19 protein-coding genes and 1 pseudogene are annotated in these 23454 nt (G+C 62.4%); 14 read left to right on the top strand and 6 right to left on the bottom strand.

Annotated features, from left to right (window positions below):
* Positions 1-121: 121 nt before the first annotated feature.
* The 4 genes from REH34_RS05465 to REH34_RS05450 all read right to left on the bottom strand — a co-directional run bounded on the left by REH34_RS05465 (position 122) and on the right by REH34_RS05450 (position 5992).
* Positions 122-1075, bottom strand: a complete 954-nt coding sequence (locus tag REH34_RS05465; RefSeq protein ID WP_311971017.1) for a Nit6803 family nitrilase — start codon at positions 1073-1075, stop codon at positions 122-124.
* 153 nt (positions 1076-1228) lie between these two features.
* Positions 1229-1711 carry an MSMEG_0572/Sll0783 family nitrogen starvation response protein gene (locus REH34_RS05460; protein WP_213880398.1) on the bottom strand — a complete coding sequence of 161 codons (483 nt, stop codon included), beginning with the start codon at positions 1709-1711 and terminating at the stop codon, positions 1229-1231.
* 248 nt (positions 1712-1959) lie between these two features.
* Complete coding sequence (locus REH34_RS05455) at positions 1960-2619, bottom strand: response regulator (protein ID WP_311971016.1); 660 nt, start codon at positions 2617-2619, stop codon at positions 1960-1962.
* The gene (locus REH34_RS05450; RefSeq protein WP_311971015.1) at positions 2594-5992 is read right to left on the bottom strand and encodes an ATP-binding protein; all 3399 of its coding nucleotides are present in this window, start codon (positions 5990-5992) and stop codon (positions 2594-2596) included. Before REH34_RS05450 ends, REH34_RS05455 begins: the two co-directional genes overlap by 26 nt.
* Positions 5993-6205: 213 nt before the next feature.
* Here REH34_RS05450 and urtA point away from each other — a divergent pair, with 213 nt between their 5' ends.
* The 14 genes and pseudogenes from urtA (at position 6206) to REH34_RS05380 (ending at position 22914) form a co-directional block, all read left to right on the top strand.
* A complete protein-coding gene (gene urtA, locus REH34_RS05445; protein ID WP_226506707.1) occupies positions 6206-7444 on the top strand; it encodes an urea ABC transporter substrate-binding protein in 1239 nt (412 codons plus the stop codon).
* Positions 7445-7853: 409 nt separating this feature from the next.
* Positions 7854-8771, top strand: a complete 918-nt coding sequence (gene urtB, locus REH34_RS05440) for an urea ABC transporter permease subunit UrtB (RefSeq protein ID WP_311971014.1) — start codon at positions 7854-7856, stop codon at positions 8769-8771.
* A gap of 8 nt (positions 8772-8779) precedes the next feature.
* Positions 8780-9937: an urea ABC transporter permease subunit UrtC gene (urtC, locus tag REH34_RS05435; RefSeq protein ID WP_311971013.1), complete on the top strand. Its 1158-nt coding sequence runs from the start codon at positions 8780-8782 to the stop codon at positions 9935-9937.
* Positions 9934-10692: an urea ABC transporter ATP-binding protein UrtD gene (gene urtD / locus REH34_RS05430; RefSeq protein WP_226506676.1), complete on the top strand. Its 759-nt coding sequence runs from the start codon at positions 9934-9936 to the stop codon at positions 10690-10692. Before urtC ends, urtD begins: the two co-directional genes overlap by 4 nt.
* Positions 10693-10707: 15 nt before the next feature.
* Positions 10708-11397, top strand: coding sequence for an urea ABC transporter ATP-binding subunit UrtE (gene urtE / locus REH34_RS05425; protein ID WP_226506675.1), 690 nt, complete (start codon positions 10708-10710; stop codon positions 11395-11397).
* A gap of 33 nt (positions 11398-11430) precedes the next feature.
* Positions 11431-12660 carry a formamidase gene (gene fmdA / locus REH34_RS05420; protein WP_311971012.1) on the top strand — a complete coding sequence of 410 codons (1230 nt, stop codon included), beginning with the start codon at positions 11431-11433 and terminating at the stop codon, positions 12658-12660.
* Between the two features lie 133 nt (positions 12661-12793).
* A complete protein-coding gene (locus tag REH34_RS05415; protein WP_311971011.1) occupies positions 12794-13141 on the top strand; it encodes a zinc ribbon domain-containing protein in 348 nt (115 codons plus the stop codon).
* Between the two features lie 156 nt (positions 13142-13297).
* On the top strand, positions 13298-15337 hold the full coding sequence (locus REH34_RS05410; protein WP_311971010.1) for an NADPH-dependent 2,4-dienoyl-CoA reductase: 2040 nt from the start codon (positions 13298-13300) through the stop codon (positions 15335-15337).
* 156 nt (positions 15338-15493) lie between these two features.
* Positions 15494-15749: pseudogene (locus REH34_RS05405) on the top strand (XRE family transcriptional regulator).
* A gap of 395 nt (positions 15750-16144) precedes the next feature.
* The gene (locus tag REH34_RS05400; RefSeq protein WP_311971009.1) at positions 16145-17848 is read left to right on the top strand and encodes an S-type pyocin domain-containing protein; all 1704 of its coding nucleotides are present in this window, start codon (positions 16145-16147) and stop codon (positions 17846-17848) included.
* A gap of 1 nt (position 17849) precedes the next feature.
* Positions 17850-18104 (top strand): bacteriocin immunity protein, encoded by a 255-nt coding sequence (locus tag REH34_RS05395; protein WP_311971008.1) that lies wholly within the window; start codon positions 17850-17852, stop codon positions 18102-18104.
* 237 nt (positions 18105-18341) lie between these two features.
* Positions 18342-19550, top strand: a complete 1209-nt coding sequence (locus REH34_RS05390) for a DUF3142 domain-containing protein (protein ID WP_311971007.1) — start codon at positions 18342-18344, stop codon at positions 19548-19550.
* Positions 19537-22002, top strand: coding sequence for a hypothetical protein (locus REH34_RS05385; RefSeq protein ID WP_311971006.1), 2466 nt, complete (start codon positions 19537-19539; stop codon positions 22000-22002). The genes REH34_RS05390 and REH34_RS05385 overlap by 14 nt, the downstream gene beginning before the upstream one ends.
* 21 nt (positions 22003-22023) lie before the next feature.
* On the top strand, positions 22024-22914 hold the full coding sequence (locus REH34_RS05380) for a pyridoxal-phosphate dependent enzyme (RefSeq protein ID WP_311971005.1): 891 nt from the start codon (positions 22024-22026) through the stop codon (positions 22912-22914).
* Positions 22915-22929: 15 nt separating this feature from the next.
* Here REH34_RS05380 and REH34_RS05375 read toward each other — a convergent pair whose 3' ends face one another.
* Positions 22930-23205, bottom strand: coding sequence for a BrnA antitoxin family protein (locus REH34_RS05375; protein ID WP_226506668.1), 276 nt, complete (start codon positions 23203-23205; stop codon positions 22930-22932).
* On the bottom strand, positions 23165-23437 hold the full coding sequence (locus tag REH34_RS05370) for a BrnT family toxin (RefSeq protein ID WP_311971004.1): 273 nt from the start codon (positions 23435-23437) through the stop codon (positions 23165-23167). The genes REH34_RS05375 and REH34_RS05370 overlap by 41 nt, the downstream gene beginning before the upstream one ends.
* Between the last annotated feature and the right edge of the window lie 17 nt (positions 23438-23454).

Below are 23454 nucleotides of genomic sequence, written 5' to 3'. Positions count from 1 at the left end.
CAGCTTGCCAGCAAGCTGTGGTCCCAAAGGGTGAACGGCACTGTCCGAATCCGAGCCGCACACCTGTGGGAGCAAGGCTTGCCCGCGAAGAGGCCCTTGCAGCTTGCGCAAAATCGTCGAGTCATTCATGGCTGTGCTCCCCGCAAGTCTGTTGCTGCTCATGCACATGCGCCGTCGCCCGCCGATCGATCAGCAGGCTCAGCAATTCCGGCCGGCTGTAGTGCCCCACCGAATCCATCATGCGTTTGCGTTTGTCGATCAAGGCGAAGTCCAGGTCGGCGATCACCGCGCCTTCGCCCTCTGTGCGCTGGCCGAGCACCTTGCCTTCCGGGGAGACGATGGCGGTGAAGCAGCCGCCGCTGATCGGCTCCAGTGCGCAGCCGGTGTCGGTCATGATTTGCGCCTGCTGCTCGGCATCCAGCCAGGCGGTGGCGTTGACCACAAAGCAACCGCTTTCCAGGGCGTGGTGGCGAATGGTGACCTCCATCTGCTCGGCGAAAATCTGCCCCACCAGGGAGCCGGGGAACATCGCCGCGTGGATCTGCTCGCCGTCGGCCATCAGCGCGTAGCGGGCCAGCGGGTTGTAGTGTTCCCAGCAGGCCAGCGCGCCGATGCGCCCGACCGCGCTGTCGGTGGCGCGCAGCCCGGAGCCGTCGCCTTGGCCCCAGACCATGCGTTCGTGATAGGTGGGGGTGATCTTGCGCCGGTGCTGGATCAGGCTGCCGTCGGCGTCGAACAGCAGTTGCGCGTTATAGAGGGTGCCGCCGTCGCGCTCGTTGACGCCGATGCAGGCGACGATCCCGGCTTCGCGGCACGCCTCGCCGATTTGGCGGGTGACGTCCGAGGGCACGGTGACGGATTGTTCGAGCAGCTTGAGGTGTTGCTTGCCCATGGCGAAGGGCGGCTGCACGAAGGAGAAATAGGGGTAGTAGGGCACCACGGTTTCGGGGAATACCGCGAACTGCACGCCTTCGCGGCCCAGTTCGAGCACGGTGGCGCAGAGCTTGGCGACAGTGGCCTCGCGGGAGTACAGCACGGGGCTGAACTGGACGGCGGCGGCGCGGATGATGGGCATGGTGACGGGCCTCTGGATGGGTGGCGGGTGCTGTGATCTATGGCGGCTGTGAGGCCCCCTTCGCGGGCAAGCCTTGCTCCCACAGTGCAAGCAGATGCAGAGCGGTACACCTGTGGGAGCAAGGCTTGCCCGCGAAGGGGCCGGCAAGTCGAGCTACGCCGTCCAGGTATCAATGATCATCGCGCCTTCACGGCGCATCAGCAGGCGCAGGTCCATGACGTCCAGCGGATTGATCGGGCGAATACCTTCGATCAGGGCTTTTTCGGTCTGCCCGTACAGGGCCTGCAAGGCGAAGCGACAGGCGTATACCTCACCGCCTTCGGCCATGAACGCCTTGATCTGGTTGTTGACCGCCAGGTGCCCCGGAAAGGCCTCGGCGCCCAGGGTCGGGAAGCCGCGTTGCACGCCCAGTTGCACGCCTGGGCCATACAACAGGATCTTGGTTTCGAAGCCCTTGCGCAGCAAGCGTTTGGCCTGCAACAGGTTGACCAGGCCGATGGAACCTTCGAAGGCAATGGTGTGGAACGTCAACAGCGCTTTTTCACCCGGTTCGGCCTTGACGTCCTCGAAGACCTTTTCTTCGTAGTTGACCAGGAAGTCGCCGTCTTGATAGTGAGCAATGTCCACGTTTGGCATGTCGTCATCTCCGTTGTTGCGTCGCTGTTATCGATGGCCGAGAGCGGCTGATCGGGTTACAGCGGTGCAGTGCGAAGGACGTGCCAGGGCGCGAAGCTATTATCTAACTGGCTGATGCGTAAGGCATAAACGCAGCTGATCCGGTTTTTATACGGGGTTCTGCACCGCCCGGATCCCTACGCAACTTCGTGTTAATACGAAGTTGCGTAGGGAAAACCACGAAAGTTCGTGGTGCTGCCGGTAGAGGCTCATTGGCCGTTGAGGGCCGACAGCGCCACCGAGGTCGCGGCCGTGCGGGTCTCGACGCCGAGCTTGATGTAGATGTGTTCCAGGTGCTTGTTCACCGTGCGCGGGCTGAGGCCGAGGATGTCGCCGATGTCCTTGTTGGTCTTGCCGCAGGTGACCCAGTGCAGCACTTCGATTTCCCGCTCGGTCAGGGCGAAGCGGGTCGCCAGGCAGCGCTGCGCCGAAGCATCCTCGAAGCTTGCCTTGCGCGTGGTCGCCGACTGCAGGATGCGCGCGGTGCGCAGGTGCGAGGCGATCCGTGCAAGCACCTCGTTACACTCGATGGGCTTGGTCACGTAGTCGATCGCGCCGGCTTCGAAGCCTTTGACCACGTGCTCGCTCTCGGTCAGTGCGGTCATGAACAGCACCGGGATGTCCGCGCTCATGGCATCGGCCTTGATCTGCCGGCAGGTGTCGAAACCGTCCAGCCCCGGCATCAGCGCGTCCAGCAGGATCAGGTCCGGGCGGCGGCGCTGGATGCGGCTCAGGGCGCTGGTGCCGTCCAGCGCCACCAGCACCCGGTAGCCGGCATCATCCAGCGCGTCGGAGAGCAGCGCCAGGTTATCCGGCGCATCGTCGACGATCAGGATGGTGCCCTTAGAGGCGCTCGCGGGAATGTTCATTGATGCTCTCTGTGAGTACCCGATTCAGTTCATCCAGGCGAAAGCCCCGGGCCAGGGTGCGCAACCGCGCGATTGCGGTGGCGCTGTCGGGCCAGCGTTGTTCGATACTCGCGAGCTGCTCTTGCAGCTCGATCATGTCGCCATCGGCGCACAACTCGCGCAGCAGCGCCAGCTCCGCCCTGGCCAGCGCCCGGTGCGGCGCCACGGGGGCCGCCAGTGCCGGTGCAGCCCGCAGCCAGGTCAGTTGCAGGTGGTGTTCGATGCGGTCGAGCAGGTGCTGCAGGAGCACCGGTTTGGCCAAGTAATCGATAGGCCCCAGGTCATGATCGGCACGTTCGTCGGCGAGCGCATTGGCGTGGGCCGACACCACCACTATGGGCGCCAGGCATTGCACGTTGCGGCGGATCAGGCGGCTGGTTTCCCAACCGTCCATCTGCGGCATGGACAGGTCCATGAGGATCAGGTCCGGCTTGAGCAACGACACCTGGCGGATCGCTTCCTGCCCGTTGGCGGCCTGGACGACGTTGAAGCCTAACGGTGTGAGCATGCCGCTGATGACCTGGCGATGCTCGACATGGTCGTCCACCACCAGCACCAGTCGTGGTGGCCCGGCATAGCCGATGAGATCGTGGTCGGCATGGATGATCGCCTTGGGCACCCGCACTTCTGATAGAAACAGCCGCACCTGGAAACGCGTACCGGCACCCGGCACGCTGCTGACCGAAATCTCGCCGCCCATCAGGGCCGTGAGCATCCGCGTGATGGTCAGACCGAGGCCGACGCCGTTGTCGTGGCGGTCGATCTCGCCGCGCTCGAATGGCTGGAAGATCCGCTCCAGCTGGTCTTCGGCGATGCCGATGCCACTGTCGATGATCTCGAAAGTAGCGGTCTGGCGGCGATAGCTGACTCGCAGGCAGACTTCGCCGCTGTCGGTGAAATTCACCGCGTTGCCCAGCAGGTTGATGAGGATCTGCCGTACGCGTTTCTCGTCGCCACGCACCACAAGCGGCAGCTCGCCGATGATCTGCAGACCGAAACCCAGGCCCTTGTCATGGGCGGCGGGCGCGAACAGGCGCTCCAGGTCGCGGATGAAATCCATGAAGGCGATTTCGGACGGCTCCAGGCGTAGCTTGCCGGCTTCGATCTTGGCCACGTCGAGCAGGCCGTCGATCAGCGACAGCAGGTGCGAGCTGTTGCGCAGGATAGTCGCCAGGGCTTCCTGCTGGCGCGGCGGGGTGCTGGCGTCGCGCTGCAGAATCTGCGTGTAGCCGAGAATGCTGTTGAGCGGCGTGCGCAGTTCATGGGACAGGCCGGTGACGTAGCGGCTCTTGGCGGCGTTGGCGGCTTCGGACGCTTCCTTGGCGCGCTGCAGGGCCAGGTCGGTCTGCTCGTGGGCTTCGATTTCCTGCATCAGGAGGGCGGTCTGGCGCTCGGATTCTTCCTGGGCCACGTGACGGCTTTCGCGGGTCAGCACCACCCACCAGGCCAGCACTGCGGCGAAGACGCACAGCGCCAGAAACGCCTTGATGAAGGCCAGGGTCAGGGTTTGCTGGGTTTGCCAGGAGTGCTCGGCGAGGTTGTGGGTGACCTGGGTGTACACCAGTGCCAAGGCGCCGGAGAGCAGCGCGATGAGCACGGCGAGGATGCCCATGTAGTGGGCCAGGCGGGTGTGCAGGTTGCGCGAGAAGGACTTGGGCAACAGCCGCGCCAGGCCATCCTCGACTTGCATCAACAGCCGCGAACGCGGTTTGCACTGGTCGCCGCAACGCACTTCCAGCGAACAGCACAGCGAGCAGATCGGCGACGCATACGCCGGGCACCAGGCCATGTCCGGGCGCTCGAAGGGGTTGCTGCACACGCCGCAGGTCACCGTCGCCGTAGTGCCCAGGGGATACAGCAGGCCGGGGTCGCTTTCCCGTGCCAGGTAGTAGCGTCCTTTGGTTGCCCACGCGATCAGCGGCGCCACGATCAAGGCGGTGATCAACGCCAGTAACGGCGGAGCGGCCTGGGCCAAGGCGCCGAACCAGCCGAAATGCGCGAGCATCGACACCAGGGAGGCCACGCCCATGGCCCCGACCCCCACCGGATTGACGTCGTACAGGTGCGCGCGCTTGAACTCGATGTGCGGCGGCGACAGCCCCAGCGGCTTGTTGATCACCAGATCCGCCACCAGTGCGCCGATCCAGGCAATGGCGATGTTAGCGTAGAGGCCGAGCACCTCGCCGATGGCGTCGAAGATGCCCATCTCCATCAGCAGCAACGCGATGACCACGTTGAACACCAGCCACACCACGCGCCCCGGATGGCTGTGGGTCATGCGCGCGAAGAAGTTCGACCAGGCCAGCGAGCCCGCGTAAGCGTTGGTGAGGTTGATCTTGACCTGAGAGATGACCACCAGCAGCGCCATGGCTGCCAGCGCCCATTCCGGCGAGTTGAACACGTAGCTGTAGGCCACCAGGTACATCTGCGTAGGCTCGACGGCGCGGGCCACCGGCACTTCATGCTGAATCGCCAAAAACGCCAGAAAGGCTCCGGCCATCAGCTTCAGTGCTCCGGGCACGATCCAGCCGGGCCCTGCCAGCAGCAGCGCGGTCCACCAGCGCAGGTTGTTCTGCGCGGTGCGCTGCGGCAAAAAGCGAATGTAGTCGACCTGCTCGCCGATCTGCGTCACCAGGGAGAGCACCACGCTCAACGCCGCACCGAACAGCAGCAGGTCGAAGGTGCCTGCCTCGCCATGGCGCCCGGCGAATGAGGTGAAGTCGCTGAGCGTGCCCGGGCTTTTGTAGATGACGAATACGTACGGCACGATCAGCAACGCCAGCCACAACGGCTGCGACCACATCTGTAGCCGGCTGATGAGGGTGAAGCCATAGGCGGCCAATGGAATGATGATCACCGAACACAACACGTAGCCCCAGGCCAGCGGGATGTGGAAGTACAGCTCCAGGGCCAGCGCCATGATCGCCGCCTCCAGCGCGAAGAACAGGAAGGTGAAGCTGGCGTAGATCAGCGAGGTGATGGTCGAGCCGATGTAGCCGAAGCCGGCGCCGCGGGTCAGCAGGTCCATGTCGACGCCGTAGCGGGCTGCGTAATAGCTGATCGGCAGGCCGGTCAACAGGATGATCAGCGCCACCGCCAGCACCGCCCACAGGGTGTTGGTGAAGCCATAGTCCATTACCAGGGTGCCGCCCACCGCCTCCAGTACCAGAAACGACACCGAGCTCAAGGCGGTGTTGACGATGCGCCCCTCACTCCAGCGCCGGAACGAGGAGGGCGCGTAGCGCAGGGCGTAGTCCTCCATGCTCTCGTCAGCGACCCAGCGGTTGTAGTCACGACGGATCTTGGCGATGCGTTGGGTACCGGGGATGGACAAGGCTGAGCTCCAGAGGCGCGGGGTGCGAGCAATCAGCATGCAGGGCGCGTGCCTGATGCGAGCGCGAGAATGCCGTAAATCCCGGCGCTTGGCGCTATGTCAAATGACGTACGGCGCTACGTCATGGTGCGTATACCGGGAAAAGTTCCGCCACCGCATTCTTGCTGCCACAACGCAGACGCCCTTCCACACAGGAGCAGCAAGATGGACTTGATGAAAACGAGGGGCACCCGCCGGTTTCTGCCGCCGGGCCTGGTCAAAGGCGCAGCGACCCTGTCGCTGATCGCGGCCGCGGTATTCGGCCAGTTCGCCCAAGCGGCTGACGTCAACACCACGGGGCTGGCGGTCACCGACACCACCGTCACCGTCGGCCAACTGCACTCGGCCACCGGCACCATGGCGATCTCCGAAACCGGGTCGATTCAGGCCGAGCGCCTGGCCATCGAGCAGATCAACGCCTCGGGCGGCATCCTCGGTCGGCAGATCAAGGTGATCCAGGAAGACGGCGCTTCGGACTGGCCGACCTTCGCCGAAAAAGCGCGCAAGCTGCTGGTCAACGACAAGGTCGCCACGGTGTTCGGCTGCTGGACCTCGGCCTCGCGCAAGGCGGTGCTGCCGGTGTTCGAAAAAGAGAACGGCCTGCTCTATTACCCGACCTTTTATGAAGGCCTCGAGCAGTCGAAGAACGTCATCTACACCGGCCAGGAAGCCACTCAGCAGATCCTCGCCAGCCTCGACTGGATCGCCAAGGAGAAGGGCGCCAAGACCTTCTACCTGATTGGCTCGGACTACATCTGGCCGCGCACCTCGATGAAGATTGCCCGCAAGCACATCGAAAACGTGCTGCACGGCACCGTGGTGGGCGAAGACTACTACCCGCTGGGCAACACTCAGTTCGGCTCGTTGATCAACAAGGTCAAGCTGAAAAAACCTGACGTGGTGTTCGCCGCCGTGGTCGGTGGCTCCAACGTGGCCTTCTACAAGCAGCTCAAGGCCGCGGGCGTAACGGCGGACAAACAGACCCTGCTGACGCTGTCGGTGACCGAGGACGAACTGCTCGGCATCGGCGGCGAGAACATGGTCGGCTTCTATGCCTCGATGAAGTACTTCCAGTCCCTCGACAACCCCGCCAACAAGGCCTTCGTGGCGGCGTTCAAGGCCAAGTACGGGCCCAATTCGGTGATCGGCGACGTGACCCAGGCCGCCTATCTGGGCCCCTGGCTGTGGAAAGCGGCGGTGGAAAAGGCCGGTAGCTTCGACGTCGACAAGGTAGTGGCCGCGTCCCCTGGCATCGAGATGACCAACGCCCCTGAAGGCTACGTGAAGATCCACGACAACCATCACCTGTGGAGCAAGGCGCGCATCGGCGAAGTCCAGGCCGACGGGCAGTTCAAGGTCGTGCACGAGTCGGAGCTGATCGAGCCGAATCCGTTTCCCAAGGGCTATCAGTAGGGCCTGAGTCTGGCCGCTGATTTTCGGCGGCCAGCACTGGCCTCTTCGCTGGCAAGCCATGCTCCCACAGAGTCAGCAGGTCCATCGCCGTACACCTGTGGGAGCAAGGCTTGCCCGCGAAGTCGCCAGCACTGGCCTCTTCGCTGGCAAGCCATGCTCCCACAGAGTCAGCAGGTCCATTGCCGTACACCTGTGGGAGCAAGGCTTGCCCGCGAAGTCGCCAGCACTGGCCTCTTCGCTGGCAAGCCATGCTCCTACAGAGTCAGTAGGTCCATCGCCGTACACCTGTGGGAGCAAGGCTTGCCCGCGAAGTCGGTCTGACTGACGCCTTCGCTGGCAAGCCATGCACCTACAAAGAGATCTTCATAAGGCCCGCCAGCGCCGCTACTGATCCACCGGAGACACAGATATGGAATGGCTATCGCAATTCGGCGCCATCGCCGCCATGCAGGGCTTCAACGGCCTGTCGGTGTTTTGCGTATTGCTGTTGATGGCGTTGGGGCTGGCGATCATTTTCGGCCAGATGGGCGTGATCAACATGGCCCACGGTGAGTTCCTCACCATCGGTGCGTACACCACCTACGTGATGTCGTACCTGACCACCACGTATTTCCCGGCGATGCAGCCGTACTACTTTTTCTTTGCCATCGCGCTGTCGTTCATCGTGGCCGGTGCGGTGGGCTGGCTGGTGGAGTGGATCATGATCAGCCGCCTGTACCACCGGCCGCTGGACACGCTGCTGGCCACCTGGGGCCTGTCGTTGATGATGCAGCAGACGTTCCGCTCGGTGTTCGGCGCCCGCGAAGTCAGCGCCGAGCCACCTGAGTGGCTGATGGGCTCGTTCAGCCTCAGCGACGCCATCGATATCCCCCGCAACGGCGTGTTCACCATGGTCTTGACGGTGCTGATGACGGCGTTGATTTTCCTGCTGCTGTATCGCTCGCGCTGGGGCTTGCAGGTGCGCGCCACCATGCAGAACCGGGTGATGAGCCGTGCCGTGGGGATCAACACCAGGAAGGTCGATCGCATGACTTTCGCCCTCGGCTGCGGGGTGGCCGGGGTCGCGGGTGCGGCGTTCACCACCATCGGCTCGACCGGGCCGACGGCGGGTTCGCTGTACATCGTCGACACCTTCCTGACCGTGGTTTTCGGCGGCGCGGCGAGCCTGTTCGGCACCATCGCCTCGGCCTTCGCCATTGCCCAGACGCAGTCGATCTCGGAGTTTTTCATGACCGGTTCCATGGCCAAGGTGCTGACCCTGTCGGCCGTGGTGTTGATTCTGATGGTGCGCCCGCAAGGGTTGTTCGCCAGCAAGTTGCGTAAGTGAGGCCCTGCATGAATGCGCTCGACAAATTGCTCGGTGGCCGCCAGGGCACCCTCGGCCTGCTGATCCTGGCGGTGCTGATTCTGCTGGTGTTTCCGCTGTGCCTGGATGCCTTTCGGCTGAACATGGTCGGCAAATACCTGACCTACGCTTTCGTCGCCGTGGGCCTGGTGCTGTGCTGGGGCTATGGCGGCATTCTCAGCCTCGGCCAGGGCGTGTTTTTCGGCCTGGGCGGTTACTGCATGGCAATGTTCCTCAAGCTGGAGGCGTCGACGCCCGAGGCGACCAAAATTCAGTCCACGCCGGGCATTCCGGACTTCATGGACTGGAACCAGATCACCGAACTGCCGGCGCTGTGGGTGCCGTTTCACAGCTTCACCTTCACGGTGGTGGCGGTGATCGTGGTGCCGGTGCTGCTGGCGCTGGTGATCGGCCTGGCGATGTTCAAGCGCCGGGTCGGTGACGTGTACTTCTCGATCGTCACCCAGGCGATTGCGTTGATCCTCACGGTGCTGATCGTCGGCCAACAGGGCCTGACCGGTGGGGTCAATGGCATCACCGATCTGAAGACCCTGCTGGGCTGGGACATCACCAGCGACGCCGCCAAGCTGACGCTGTACTTCATCAACGCCGCGCTGTTGCTGGGCTGCATCGTGCTGGGCAAGTTCATCCTCGCCTCCAAGCTGGGCCGGTTGTTGATGGCCATGCGCGACAAGGAAGAGCGCGTGCGCTTTTCGGGCTATGACGTGGCCAGCTTCAAGGTCTTCGTGTACTGCGTGGCCGCAGCGTTCTCGGCCATTGGCGGCGCCATGTTCGCCTTGCAGGTGGGCTTCATGTCGCCGTCGTTCGTGGGCATCGTGCCGTCCATCGAGATGGTCATCTTTGCCGCCGTGGGTGGGCGCATGTCGCTGCTCGGCGCGGTGTACGGCGCGTTGCTGGTCAACTACGGCAAGAGCTACTTCTCAGAATCCTTTCCCGAGCTGTGGCTGTACCTGATGGGCGGCTTGTTCATCGTCGTGGTCATGTACTTCCCCAACGGCCTGGCCGGGGTCTGGGACAGCCAGTTGCGCAAATGGCGCGGGCGCCACGCCAAGACACCTCAGGTGCTCGCGCCGGCCGCTGCGGCCAAGGCCCCGAACGCCGAGAAAACCCTGGAGGTGCAGCCATGAAGGCAGTCGGTTTCGAAAGCAACAAACCGGTGCTGGCCATCGAAGGCCTGACCGTGTCGTTCGACGGCTTCAAGGCGGTCGACGACCTCAACCTCTATATCGATCGCAACGAAGTAAGGGTGGTGATCGGCCCCAATGGCGCCGGCAAGACCACGGTACTCGATCTGATCTGCGGCAAGACTCGCGCCACCAGCGGCAGCATCCAGTTCGATGGTCGCGAGCTGACCAGGATGCACGAGTACGACATCGTCCGCGCTGGGGTCGGGCGCAAGTTTCAGAACCCTTCGATCTACGAAAACCTCTCGGTGTTCGAGAACCTCGAGATGTCGTATCCGGCCGGGCGCAAGGTCCTTGGCGCGCTGTTCTTCAAGCGCACCAGCGAGGTGGTGGCGCGGGTCGAGCAGGTGGCGGGCGAGATCTTTCTCAGCGAGTTGCTGCAACAGCAGGCCGGCTTGCTGTCCCACGGCCAGAAGCAGTGGCTGGAGATCGGCATGCTGCTGATGCAGGACCCGGACCTGTTGATGCTCGACGAGCCGGTGGCGGGCATGAGCGTGAGCGAGCGGGTGCAGACCGCCGAGCTGCTCAACCGCATCAGCCAGGGCCGCTCGGTGCTGGTGATCGAGCACGACATGGAGTTCGTCAAGAGCATCGCCCACAAGGTCACCGTGCTGCATCAGGGCAAGGTGCTGGCCGAGGGCAGCATGGAGTCGGTGCAGAACAACCCGAAGGTCATCGAAGTGTATTTAGGTCATTAAGTCAGGGGGCAGCTCATGTTCAACGTCAAGCAACTGTCCTGCGGCTACGCCCAGAGCCAGATTCTGCACGACCTCGACCTCAACGTCGGCAAGCAGGAAATCGTCGCCATCATGGGCCGCAACGGCATGGGCAAGACCACGCTGTTCAAGAGCCTGATGGGCGTGCTGCCGCAATGGCGCGGCCAGGTGCAGGTCGATGGTGTCGAGGTGTCGGGCCTTGAAACCCATGCCCGCGTCGCCAGTGGCATGGCTTATGTGCCTCAGGGGCGAATGATCTTCCCGGCCATGAGCGTGCTGGAGAACATCCAGACCGGCCTGCCGGCGTCGGCGCGTGGCGTGGTCCCGCAGGATCTTTACGACCTGTTCCCGGTGCTCTACGACATGCGCGGACGCAAGGGCGGCAACCTCTCCGGCGGCCAGCAACAGCAATTGGCGATCGCTCGTGCGCTGGCCACCAATCCCAAGGTGTTGCTGCTCGATGAGCCCACCGAGGGCATCCAGCCGTCGATCATCAAGGACATCGCCCGCACCCTGAAGGACATTCGTACCCTGCGCGACCTGACCATCGTGGTCTCCGAGCAGGTGCTGTCGTTCACCCTGGACATCGCCGACCGCTTTCTGGTCATCGAGAAAGGCCGCTTCGTGGTCGAGGAAACCCGCGCCAACGTCGACGAAGCCACCATCAGCCGTTACCTGTCGGTGTGACAGGTCCGCTTTTTATCACTCAGGAGCCATGCCATGACTGAAACATTGATCAAAGTCGACCTCGACCAGCCCGTCACCGAGAACGAACAGGTGCACAACCGCTGGCACCCGGACATTCCCATGGCCTGCTGGGTCAATCCGGGGGATGACTTTATCCTCGAAACTTACGACTGGACCGCCGGGGCGATCAAGAACAACGACGACGCCAGCGACGTGCGCGATGTCGACCTGTCCACTGTGCATTACCTGTCCGGTCCTGTAGGTGTGCACGGTGCCGAGCCGGGCGATCTGCTGGTGGTCGACCTGCTCGACCTCGGCCCCAAGGCCGAATCGCAATGGGGCTTCAACGGGTTTTTCTCGCGGCAGAACGGCGGTGGTTTCCTGACCGACCACTTTCCGCTGGCGCAGAAGGCCATCTGGGATTTCAAGGGCGTGTACACCAGCTCGCGGCACATTCCGGGCGTAGAGTTCGCCGGTTTGATCCACCCTGGGCTGATCGGCTGCCTGCCGGACCCGGTGATGCTCGCTGAATGGAACCGCCGCGAACAGGAGCTGATCGACACCAACCCGACCCGCGTGCCGCCGCTGGCCAACCCGCCGATGGCGCCGACCGCGCACATGGGCAAGCTCAAGGGCGAGGCCCGCGACAAGGCGGCCCTGGAAGGCGCGCGCACGGTGCCGCCGCGCGAGCATGGCGGCAACTGCGATATCAAGGATCTGTCCCGCGGCTCGAAGGTGTTCTTCCCGGTGTACGTCAATGGCGCCGGGCTATCGGTGGGCGACTTGCACTTCAGCCAGGGCGACGGTGAAATCACCTTTTGCGGCGCCATCGAGATGGCCGGCTGGGTCCACATGAAGGTCGAGCTGATCAAGGGCGGCATGGCCAAGTACGGAATCAAGAACCCGGTGTTCAAGCCCAGCCCGATCGTGCCCAACTACAACAACTTCCTGATCTTCGAAGGCATCTCGGTGGACGAGCAGGGCCAGCAGCATTATCTGGATGTGAACGTCGCTTATCGTCAGGCTTGCCTGAATGCCATCAACTACCTGACCAAGTTCGGTTATTCACCGGCGCAGGGGTATGCGTTGTTAGGCTCGGCGCCGGTGCAGGGGCATATCAGCGGGATCGTCGATATTCCCAATGCCTGCGCGACTTTGTGGTTGCCCACGGACATCTTCAAATTCGATATCAATCCGAATGCGAATGGGCCGACGAAGTTTATCGATGGGACTGTGGATTTGCCGATTGCGCAGGATAAGTGAGGTTTTTCAGTTGGCACGGACGCCGACCTTTCGGGCCCCTTCGCGGGCAAGCCTCGCTCCCACAGGTGTACCTCAGTGGGAGCGAGGCTTGCCCGCGAAGGGGGCAGCACAGCCATCACATCAGGATCCGTAAATGCCGATATATGAATATGACTGCCCCACCTGCGGGGACTTCACCGCCTTGCGCAAGATGGATGCGTGCAACGAGCCATGCGCGTGCCCGGTCTGCACGCTCGACAGCCCACGGGTGATCCTCACTGCCCCCGGCCTGTCGACCTTGGCCGGCAACACCCGCAAGGGTATCGAAATCAACGAGCGTGCCGCCCACGAACCCAAGACCCTCGACCAGTTTCGCGACAGCCGCCGCCATTCCCCCGGTTGCAGCTGTTGCGGACCGAACAAGCCGCTGGCGCCGAGCAAGGCCAATCCCCATGCACTGAAGGCCAAGCCTGCGGGCAGGCCTTGGATGATCAGTCATTGAGGGTGCTGGATACAGCCTTGCACATTGAAATCATTATCCTGTCACTTTCAGCCATTGTGACGTGACGTTCAGCTCTTTACTGTCCATGCTCATTGCAATGACGGGCCCCAGCCACGAGGCGCCCGCATCCCGTGAGATCGCCTGTTGGAGTTGATCATGACCGCCGCTCGTTACCCGCACCTGCTTGCCCCCCTCGATCTGGGTTTCACCACCCTGCGCAACCGCAGCCTGATGGGCTCGATGCACACCGGCCTTGAAGAAAAGCCCGGCGGCTTCGAGCGCATGGCGGCGTATTTTGCCGAGCGCGCCCGCGGTGGCGTCGGTCTGATGGTCACCGGCGGTATCGGCCCCAACGAGGAGGGTGGGGTGTACGCGGGTGCAGCCAAACTGAGCACCCCTGAAGAGGCCGAAAAACACCGCGTCGTCACTCACGCCGTGCACGAGGCCGGCGGCAAGATCTGCCTGCAGATCCTCCATGCCGGGCGCTATGCCTACAGCCCCAAGCTGGTCGCGCCGAGCGCTATCCAGGCGCCGATCAATCCGTTCAAGCCGCGCGAGCTGGACGACGCCGGTATCGAGAAGCAGATCGCCGACTTCGTCAATTGCGCCACCCTGGCCCAGAGCGCCGGCTATGACGGCGTCGAAATCATGGGTTCCGAGGGCTACTTCATCAATCAGTTCCTGGTGGCCCACACCAACCACCGCACCGACCGCTGGGGCGGCAGCTACGAGAACCGCATGCGCCTGGCACTGGCAATCGTCAGCCAGGTGCGGGCGGCGGTGGGCGCGCGCTTCATCATCATCTTCCGCCTGTCGATGCTCGACCTGATCGCGGGTGGCAGCAGCTGGCAGGAGGTGGTGCAGCTGGCCCAGGCGGTCGAGCAGGCCGGCGCGACCATCATCAACACCGGCATTGGCTGGCATGAGGCGCGCATCCCCACCATCGCCACCAAGGTGCCGCGCGCGGCCTTCGCCAAGGTCACCGCCAAACTGCGCGGCGCGGTGAAGATCCCGCTGATCACCACCAACCGCATCAACACCCCGGAAGTCGCCGAGCAGATTCTGGCCGAGGGCGACGCGGACATGGTGTCGATGGCGCGGCCGTTCCTCGCCGATCCGGAGTTCGTCAACAAAGCCGCAGCAGGTCGTAGCGATGAGATCAACACCTGCATCGGCTGCAACCAGGCCTGCCTGGACCACACTTTCGGCGGCAAGCTGACCAGCTGCCTGGTCAACCCGCGCGCCTGCCACGAGACCGAACTCAATTACCTGCCTGTAACGCGAGTAAAGAAAATCGCCGTGGTCGGTGCCGGTCCGGCAGGTCTTGCCGCCGCCACGGTCGCCGCCCAGCGTGGCCATGCCGTGGTGCTGTTCGACAGCAGCGATGAGATCGGCGGGCAGTTCAATGTCGCCAAGCGTGTACCGGGCAAGGAGGAGTTTTACGAGACCCTGCGCTACTTCAACCGCAAGCTGCAGACCACCGGGGTCGATGTGCGTCTGGGCCACCGCGTCGGTGTTGACGAGTTGCTGGCTGGAGGCTTCGACGAAGTGCTGCTGGCCACGGGCATCGTACCGCGCACCCCGGCCATTGAAGGCATCGACCATCCGATGGTGCTGAGCTACCTCGACGTGATCCTGCGCGGTAAACCGGTGGGCCCGCGGGTCGCGGTAATCGGTGCGGGTGGGATCGGGTTTGACGTCAGCGAGTTTCTGGTGGATCAGGGTGGCGGGTCGACCAGCCAGGATCGCGATGCGTTCTGGAAGGAGTGGGGGATCGATCCGTTGTTGGAGGCGCGCGGTGGCGTGGCCGGGGTCGAGCCTGTCGTGCATGCACCGGCGCGGCAGGTCTACCTGCTGCAGCGCAAGGCGTCCAAAGTCGGCGACGGCCTGGGCAAGACCACCGGCTGGATTCACCGCACCGGGCTGAAGAACAAAGGCGTGCAGATGCTCAACAGCGTCGAGTACGTGAAGATCGACGACGCCGGGCTGCACGTGCGCATCGGTGAGGGTGAGGTGCAGTTGCTGGCCGTGGATAACGTGGTGATTTGTGCCGGTCAGGATCCGCTGCGCGAGTTGCAGGACGGGTTGCTGGCGGCGGGGCAGTCGGTGCGGTTGATCGGTGGCGCAGATGTGGCGGCAGAGCTGGATGCGAAGCGGGCGATTGATCAAGGGTCGCGGGTGGCGGCGCAGATTTAAGGCCGGCAACAGGCTCATCTGGCGCTACATTTAAATCCATAAAATTTTGGTCAAAATTCGTATTCATTACTTATCACCAAAGATATGGGATTTATGTTTCGGTGGGCGTCATCGTCGACCTCACGAGTTGCGACCGTGCAGGGGCCGAAGGTGAACATGAATACGCTGGACTTGGGGTTCAGCAAGCCGGGCGAGATCGTCGTGCGTCTTTGCGGGCGTCGCGACCAATACGGTGTCCAATCTAGAGGCAGGACGCAACGTCGGCTTCGAGAGCATAGTTCGTGTGGCCATGGTTCTCGGCCGAGGTAAAGATCTGGAAGGGCTGTTCTTGCCTAGGCTGGAGAGCCTCGAAGATATCCGGCGTTACGAAAACAGCTTGCAGCGCCGGCGTTCCAGAAGGAAATCTGACTGATTTGTGGGGGCGTGCTAGAGGCGGAAAGCCAGCCATTGCCCTTGGTCGCTGAGATTGCTAGATATTTTAAATAACTCGACGCAGTTTAGGTGGAGGGCCAAACTGAAGGTCCAATAATAGAATTCTTACTAATGGTGGCGCTTTAAGGCCTTTTTTTGTGTGGTTTAGAGATATTTAGAAACTAATTTTTCAGTTTTAACCAATGGTTATCTTTTGTGCGGGAATGGTCCTAGTAGGAAATATTTCCCTATCGGCTTTGGCTTCATCACGGTACATGATTTCCCCGTTCCAAAGAGAAGAGTCGCCTCCGTATTTATCCTGCCAAGGCGGAACTTTTAAATATTAATTGCACGTGCGTCGAAATGGCAGCGTGTCGTTCTGAACGAGGAAAAACTATGGTGAAGCCTACTCAAGTTGAATTGCCCGCTATTCATGTAACGGCACAAGCGCCGACGAATAATTTCAGTGTTAGTGCTAGGCCGCCTCCTGTTAATGAAGCTATCCGGTTTGGGAGCTATATATGGACTGAGATTATTCAGTGGAATAAAGAGTTTGAAATGAGTTTGGCGTTGGTCATTTCCGCTGTAGAGACGGAAGTGGCGGAGGTTCGTGGAGGTCCATCGCTGGATGATGAAACCGAAGTGGGTCTTGTACAAGAACTAACCTTCCTGGATCAAGTTATCGCGAGAAAAACAGCGGATATTGAAGCGTTATCTCCTGTGGCAGATCGGTTCTATGGCGTGGATCCCCTTGCGCTCACTACCGATCAGCAAGTATCAAAAATAGCGGTTCAACTCCGGGGTGGTGCCGATCTGGGATACCTGCGTACCCAAATAACGGCTACTCATGAGGCCGCCTACAAAAGAAAGTTTGCGGCGGAGGGGCTCGTAGCACTCAACGGGAGAGCTACCCAGCTACGAGCCAAATTAGTGGAGGTTCAAGCGCGTGATGCCGCTCATAGGGCGGAGCTGGAAGCACAGCGATTGAAAGACGAAGCGCACCGCCTGAAATTAATCGCTGCCAACACATTCCACATTTCTACAGGCGCCTTATCCCAGGCACAGATAGTGATTGCAGGTAGCAGGGCTGCGCTTGCCGATGGCGTTGGCGTTGCACTGCAAACGGCTATTCGCAGCGCCGTTGCAGCCCTGGCTGGGACGGTATCAGGCTTCTTCATCGGTATCGGTACGCTGCTTTACGCACCCAAGTTGGGTAACGGCGAGTTGCCCGAGCGATTCGCCGTCACGTTGCCGCTTTCGGATCTAGGGCCTGCGCCTTCTAACGATCTGCACGCCATCGCCGCCGCGGGTGGCACTGTCGACATGCCGATTCGTCTGGGCACTAAAACGGTAGATGACGACAGGTCGGAAATCATCGTCATCCAAGCGGACGGGATGATTGTCCCGAACAAGGTGCGCGTGGTTGCCGCTACCTTCAATGCCGACCAGAACCTTTACACTGTCACCACGGCAGATACGCCATCAAGAACGTTGACCTGGACGCCGGTCGTCGCCCCGACTGATGCCTCGACGACGCTGCCAGTCGAGGCTCCGCCTGTCCCGGTCTACGAAGGCGCCGCAGTCACCTCGGTTGAAGCGCGCGTCGATGTGTTTCCCGAGGTAGCGGACTCGGGGTTCGACGACTACATCTTCGTCTTCCCGGCTGATTCCGGGTTGCCGCCGCTGTATCTGGTGTTTAAAAGTGCAAGGGACATGCCAGGGGTCGCGAGTGGATTAGGGAAGCCGGTTTCGGGAGTGTGGTTAGACCGACTAGGCACGGATCCCGCGCCTGTCCCAGAGCAAGTTGCGGCCCAGTTGGCGGGACGTGACTTCAGCAATTTTGATGCGTTCAGAAGATCATTCTGGAAGGCAGTAGCAGCGGATGCCGTGCTTGGGGCCCAGTTTAGCCCTGTTAATCTTATCAATATGCGAGAGGGTAAGGCCCCCAGGGCTTCAAGTGCTCAGGAAGTAGGAAAGCGGCAGGTTTACGAGCTGCATCATATTGTATATATAGCGAAGGGTGGAGAGGTCTATAATGTCGATAATCTTCATGTTCTTACCCCAAAGCAGCATATTTCAATTCATAAGGTGGGAGGCTGATATGGAAAAGAAAACTATCTCTGATTATACAGAAACCGAATTCCTCGAGTTTGTCAGGCTGTTTTTCAAGGGGACTACTACAGAAGCCGAGGACACTGAGCTATGCGCTGAGTTTGATCGGCTGTCCGAGCATCCCGAACGTTATGATGTTATTTATCAACTTGCTCCCGGACGTGACGGTAGTCCCGAAGGGGTAGTGCGAGAAGTAAAGCAGTGGAGAGAAGCTAACGGGAAGCCCGGGTTCAAGGCTGAATAGTCAGGTCCTAGCAAAAAGCCTGGTGTCCTTACCAAGCACACTAGGCTTTGCTGCATAACCGGGTGGCGGAGCCGGACGCGATGCGAGCGATTGATCAAGGGTTGCCACAAGCCCTCTCACCACACAGTTGGTTCACCGCCTGCTTTTCCTTCAACAGCCCCATCGCTGAAGCGGTAACACGGGCGGCCCTCAGGTAGAATTCCCGCCCCGGCAACCAGGAAGGCAGCGCTATCAAAAATGATGCACAGGACGTTACTCGGTCTGGCACTGGCGCTCATGCTGCTGGCCGCTTCTTTAACCGGTTGCACGCAACCAGCCACCCCATTGCCCAACGATGCCTATATCTGGCAGCGCCAGTGGACACCCGCGCTGGTGTCCGCGGTGCAGTCCAACGCGGACATCGTCAGCCAGTGGCGCGTGCTTGCCGCCCAGGCCGACGCCCATGGCCAGTGGCTGACTACGACACCAGAGTGGTCCGCGCTCGCTGAAAGCGGCCGCCCGGTCATCGCGGTGTTCCGCATCGATGGGCAGTTGGCGACTATGGATGAACTGGCGCTGTCCGCCCGAATCGCCGACATCCTCGACACTTGGCAGCGCAGCGGCGTCCAGGTGGCCGGTATCGAGATCGACCACGACTGCGCCACCGCCCGGTTGCCGGCCTATGCCCATTGGCTGGGCACTTTGCGTGAGCGCCTGCACCCCCAAGCACGTCTCTCGATCACCGCGTTGCCGACCTGGCTGAACAGCGCGGCACTGGACGGCGTGCTGGCACACGTCGATGAAGCCGTGCTGCAGGTCCACGCCGTGCAAAACCCGCGTGTCGGCCTGTTCGATCCGCAGATCGCCCGAACCTGGCTGGACCAGTTCGCAGCGCGCATGCACAAACCGTGGCGCGTGGCCTTGCCGGCCTACGGGAGTCGCGTGGCCTGGGACCAGAACGGGCGGGTGGTGAGCATCGAGAGCGAGCAGGCGATGCTGGTGGCCGGCATGGAGGCCCATGAACTGATGGCTGATCCGCAAACGCTGCAGGACTTTGCTCGTCAATTGACTCAGAATCCTCCCGCCGGGCTGGCGGGCATCGTCTGGTTCCGCTTGCCTACCGAGCAGGACGCTCGCGCCTGGAGCCCGCTCACCTGGCGCGCCGTATTGACCCAAGCGCCGATCAGGGCGCAGATCAGTGTGCAACTGCGCGGCACCGCAGACCCGCAGCTGTTTGATCTGGTGTTGAGCAATAGCGGTGTCGGCGATGGCCCGCCACCGTCCACCCTGCGCATCACCGGCCAATGCGTGGCGGCGGATGGCATCAATGGTTATTTCATGGAACGCAATGCATCAGGATTGCGCTTCCAGGCGCGTCAGCCGGGCCTTCTCAAGCCTGGGCGGCAGCGTACTGTCGGATGGCTGCGTTGTGAACAAGGAAAGGAATCGCTGCATGTGGAATCGTAAAAAGCTCGCGGTAGTAATCGCAGCCACCCTGTCGACCGGCACGGTCGCCGTCATGGCCTGCGGGCCGTTTTTTCCGTTGCAGGTCCTGGATAACCGCGCCGCGACCTTGGCGGCCACGCCCAGCAACTCCTTCGCCTATGAAGCGGCGCATTTGGTAAAGGCTGGCGATACGCTCAAGGCTATCGAGAGCCCGAGCAATACCTGGGATGACGCGCCAGCGGTCAACCCCGATCAGCCGGATCAAGCTTCCTTGCCGGCTGCGCAGTGGCAGGCGTTGCAGGCCATGCGTCAGGCACCCAGCGATGAGCAGGCGTATGCCCTCGGACGCCAGCTGCCGCCGGCGCTGCGGCTGTATACCACGGGCGCCGTGGACCTCCTGGCCGCGCACGTCTGCGGGGCGTCCGGCGAGGACTGCGGGCGCACCCCCGAGGCGCTGCAAGCGCTGGCCATCGATCGTTTCCAGGCCGTGTTGGCGCTCCCTGCCGAGCAAGCTGCACCCCGTGCGGTGTGGGCGGCCTATGCGCTGGCACGCCTGCATGCCGCACGCAGTGCGCCCGGCGCTGCCGATGCCTCGGCGGAACGGGCCCTTGCATTGGCCGCTTTCGCTCAGGTACGCAGCCTGGCATTGGCCGGCGCGCCAGACCCATGGGGTATGGCGGTCGGCAGCTATGGCGAACAGGCGCGTTTGTACCTGAGTACAGCCGAGCAGCGCTGTGATTACACTGATTTCATGAACTCCACCGCCTGTGCCAGCGCCATCGCCCCTGCGGACTTGAAGCAGGCGCTGGCGCTCTATGCCGAGCAAGCAGCCCGCGGGTCCGACAGCGCCGTGCAGTCGCTGCGCATGATCGCCGAATGGCTATTGCGCGATGGCAGCCCGGCCGCGGCGATGGTTGACGACCCGCTCAGCCAGCAGTTGCTGGTCGCCTACAGCCTCGCGTTGATGGGCGATATCGTCAACGACGACCCCAACAGCGCCACCGACTATTTCGCCAATGCCGACAACACCGGGCAGTTGGGCTACGCCGATGCCGCCCAGGGCTACAAGGGAGTCAGTGCCAATCCGGTGCTGCAGCGGCTGGTCGCAGCGATCAGCCAGAACGGCGTGCAACAGGTGGCCGGGGCCGACCGCCTGGCCGCGTTGGCCTATCGCCTGGGTGACTACCGCCTGGCGCAGGCGCTCGTCGACAAACAGCCTGGCGTTTTGGCCAGTTGGGTACGCGCCAAGCTGGCGTTGCGCCGCGGCGACAGCGAGGCGGCAGTGCAAGCCTACGCCGAGGCTGCTCAGGGGTTCCCGACGCTAGACAGCAGCATCGAGCCGGGCGAGGCAGGGCGACTCAAGGCTGAGCAAGCGGTGCTGTCACTGTCCCGTGGCGACTACCTGCAAGCGCTCGATCAGTTCTATAAATCAGGGTACGCCGAGGACCTGTACTACGTCGCCGAGCGCGTGCTGACCCTTGAAGAGCTCAAAGCCTATGTCGACGAGCACGTGCCGGCATCCCCGATACCACCCAAGCCCGCAGATTTTTCCAGTTTCAGCGCCGAGCAATTCAGCACCTGGCGTGGGCAACAGCAGGGTCTGACTTTCACCCAGGCTGACCAACTGCGTTCATTGCTGGCGCGGCGCATGGTGCGTCAGGGGCAGATCGACCAGGCGCTGGGGTATTTCCCGGATGACGGCGATCCGCGCAATACCGAGATCGGCTATGACTACGAAACCAACACCTCGACCCTCATCGCGATGACCCCGAGTGGCTGGGCCAAGGCCTACGGCGACGCGCGGCACGATGGCGAATCGGACTGGTTCGCCACCGACCGGGCCGAGGCCTGGTTCACCGCTGCCAACTTGGCGCGCCAGCATGGCATGGAGATCATGGGCTTCCAGCAGGGGCCGGACTTCGCCGAGTTCGGCGGCGCTTATACCTATGGGACGGGCCGCCAATCGTGGCAAGGCACCCGCGACGACAGCACTCCCGTGCCCCGTGATACCCCGCAGCAACGCGCCGCAGCTGATCTGCCAGGGCCGCTGGTTACTGCTGACGAGCGCGACCGCTATGCGGCCAGCGAGGCCAAGCCAGCGCAGACTTTCCACTATCGTTACGTCGCGGTGGCGCTGGCGGAAAAGGCCGCCGACAACCTGCCGGCGCGTTCCCAGGCGTTCGCAGCGGTGCTGTGTCGGGCAGCGAGTTTCGTGCAAAACGATCAGCCGCGGGCCAACGCGGTGTACCAGCGTTACGTCCGGGAGGGCGCGGCAGTGCCGTTCGCCGAGGACTTCGGCCGCCATTGCGTCGAGCCGGATTTCATCGCCGCCGGGCATTTCACCTATGTCCAGGCATGGCGCGCTACGCGGCACTGGGTGCATCAGCACCTGTATGTGCCGGTAGGTGTATTGCTGGTCCTCGGTGCAGGGATCGTGGCTTGGCGAGTACGTCGTGCGAGGGCCGCATCGTGAGGTCAGCGATGGGTGTCAAGCATGGCTGATTTCGCCGATCTGCCCCGCGCCCCGCTGCAACGGGTCAGCCTCGACTGGGCGCGGGCGGCCGGGGTGGAACTGGCTGTGCTGCGCCTGGATCAGGTCGACCCGCTGATCAGTGGCAACAAGAGTTACAAGCTTGCGGGCTATTGGCAGCAGGCGAAAAGGATCGGCGCACGTGGCTTGATCAGCCTCGGCGGCGCCCATTCCAATCATCTGCATGCCCTTGCGGCGGCGGGGCAGCGCTTTGGTTTCAGCACTGTCGGGCTGTTGCGTGGCGAGCCACACGAGACGCCAACGGTGAGCGATCTGCAGGCCTTTGGCATGCAACTGCACTGGTTGGGCTACAGTGGTTATCGAGCGCGCCAACGGCCGGATTTCTGGTCGCCTTGGCAGGCCCATTATCCGCAACTGCTGCCGGTGCCCGAGGGCGGCGGTGGCCCGCTGGGCGCGCAAGGTTGCGAGACGCTGATCAGCCATGTCAGAGACCAACCCCTGTGGCCGGATTACCACGGCTGGTGGCTGGCGTGTGGTACCGGCACTACCCTGGCCGGACTGGTGCGGGCCGAAGCCGGCGCGCACCCGGTGTATGGCGCATTGGCGGTACCGATGGACCATGGCGTGCCGGAGCAGGTCGCGGCACTGGCTGGGCCAAACGGCTACGAACTGTTCGATGCCAGCCGCGGTGGGTTCGGCAAGGTGGATGACGCGCTATTGGCCTTTATGGCCGATTGCGAGCAGCAGATGGGCATGCTGTTGGAACCGCTGTATACGGCCAAGGCGTTGTGGGCATTACGGGAGGCCGTGCGGGAAGGGTGGTTCGCCGCCGGCACGCGTCTGATCTACGTGCACACCGGCGGCCTGCAGGGGCGTCGGGGATTCAGTCTGTAGCCAATCCTTCGGCCGCTACAGTTCGGCAGGCGTATGCGTCTTCAACCAATCGGCCAGCGCTGCGTTGACGCGGGTCTGCCAGCCAGGGCCCGAAGCGCGGAAGGGTTGCAGAACTTCAGGGGCGAGGCGGATGGTGATGCGCTCGCGCACGCTATCCGCCTTGGGGCGACCGCGTTTCACCAGGCGCTCGCCCTGATATTGGTCGGCTGCCTCGAAAAAATCGGCGGTCAGCTCCGGTGCATCGTCGGGATCAACCCAGGCGGTGCCGGTAGAGGGCTTGTTCACGCTCATTGGCTTTCCTCATGGAAATGATGCGGCGATCTGCGCCGCGCAGGGTCCAGACCATAACCACCATGCGCTCATAAAGCAGGCCGGCAGTGATGAAATGGATTTCGCCGTAGTCCTGGCGACGGTCTTCGCTGGTGAAATGCACGCCGGCAAAAACGGCCGAAGCATTGGCGAAGTCAAGGCCACGCTCGGCGAGCGTCTTGTCGCGTTTTGCATCGTCGAAGGATATTTGCATGGATTTATTGTATGTAC

Origin of the sequence: Pseudomonas baltica, from assembly GCF_031880315.1 — a bacterium.
Classification (GTDB): Bacteria; Pseudomonadota; Gammaproteobacteria; order Pseudomonadales; family Pseudomonadaceae; genus Aquipseudomonas.
Note: the sequence above shows the minus strand (reverse complement) of the source record. Positions and strands in the feature narration are given on the sequence as shown.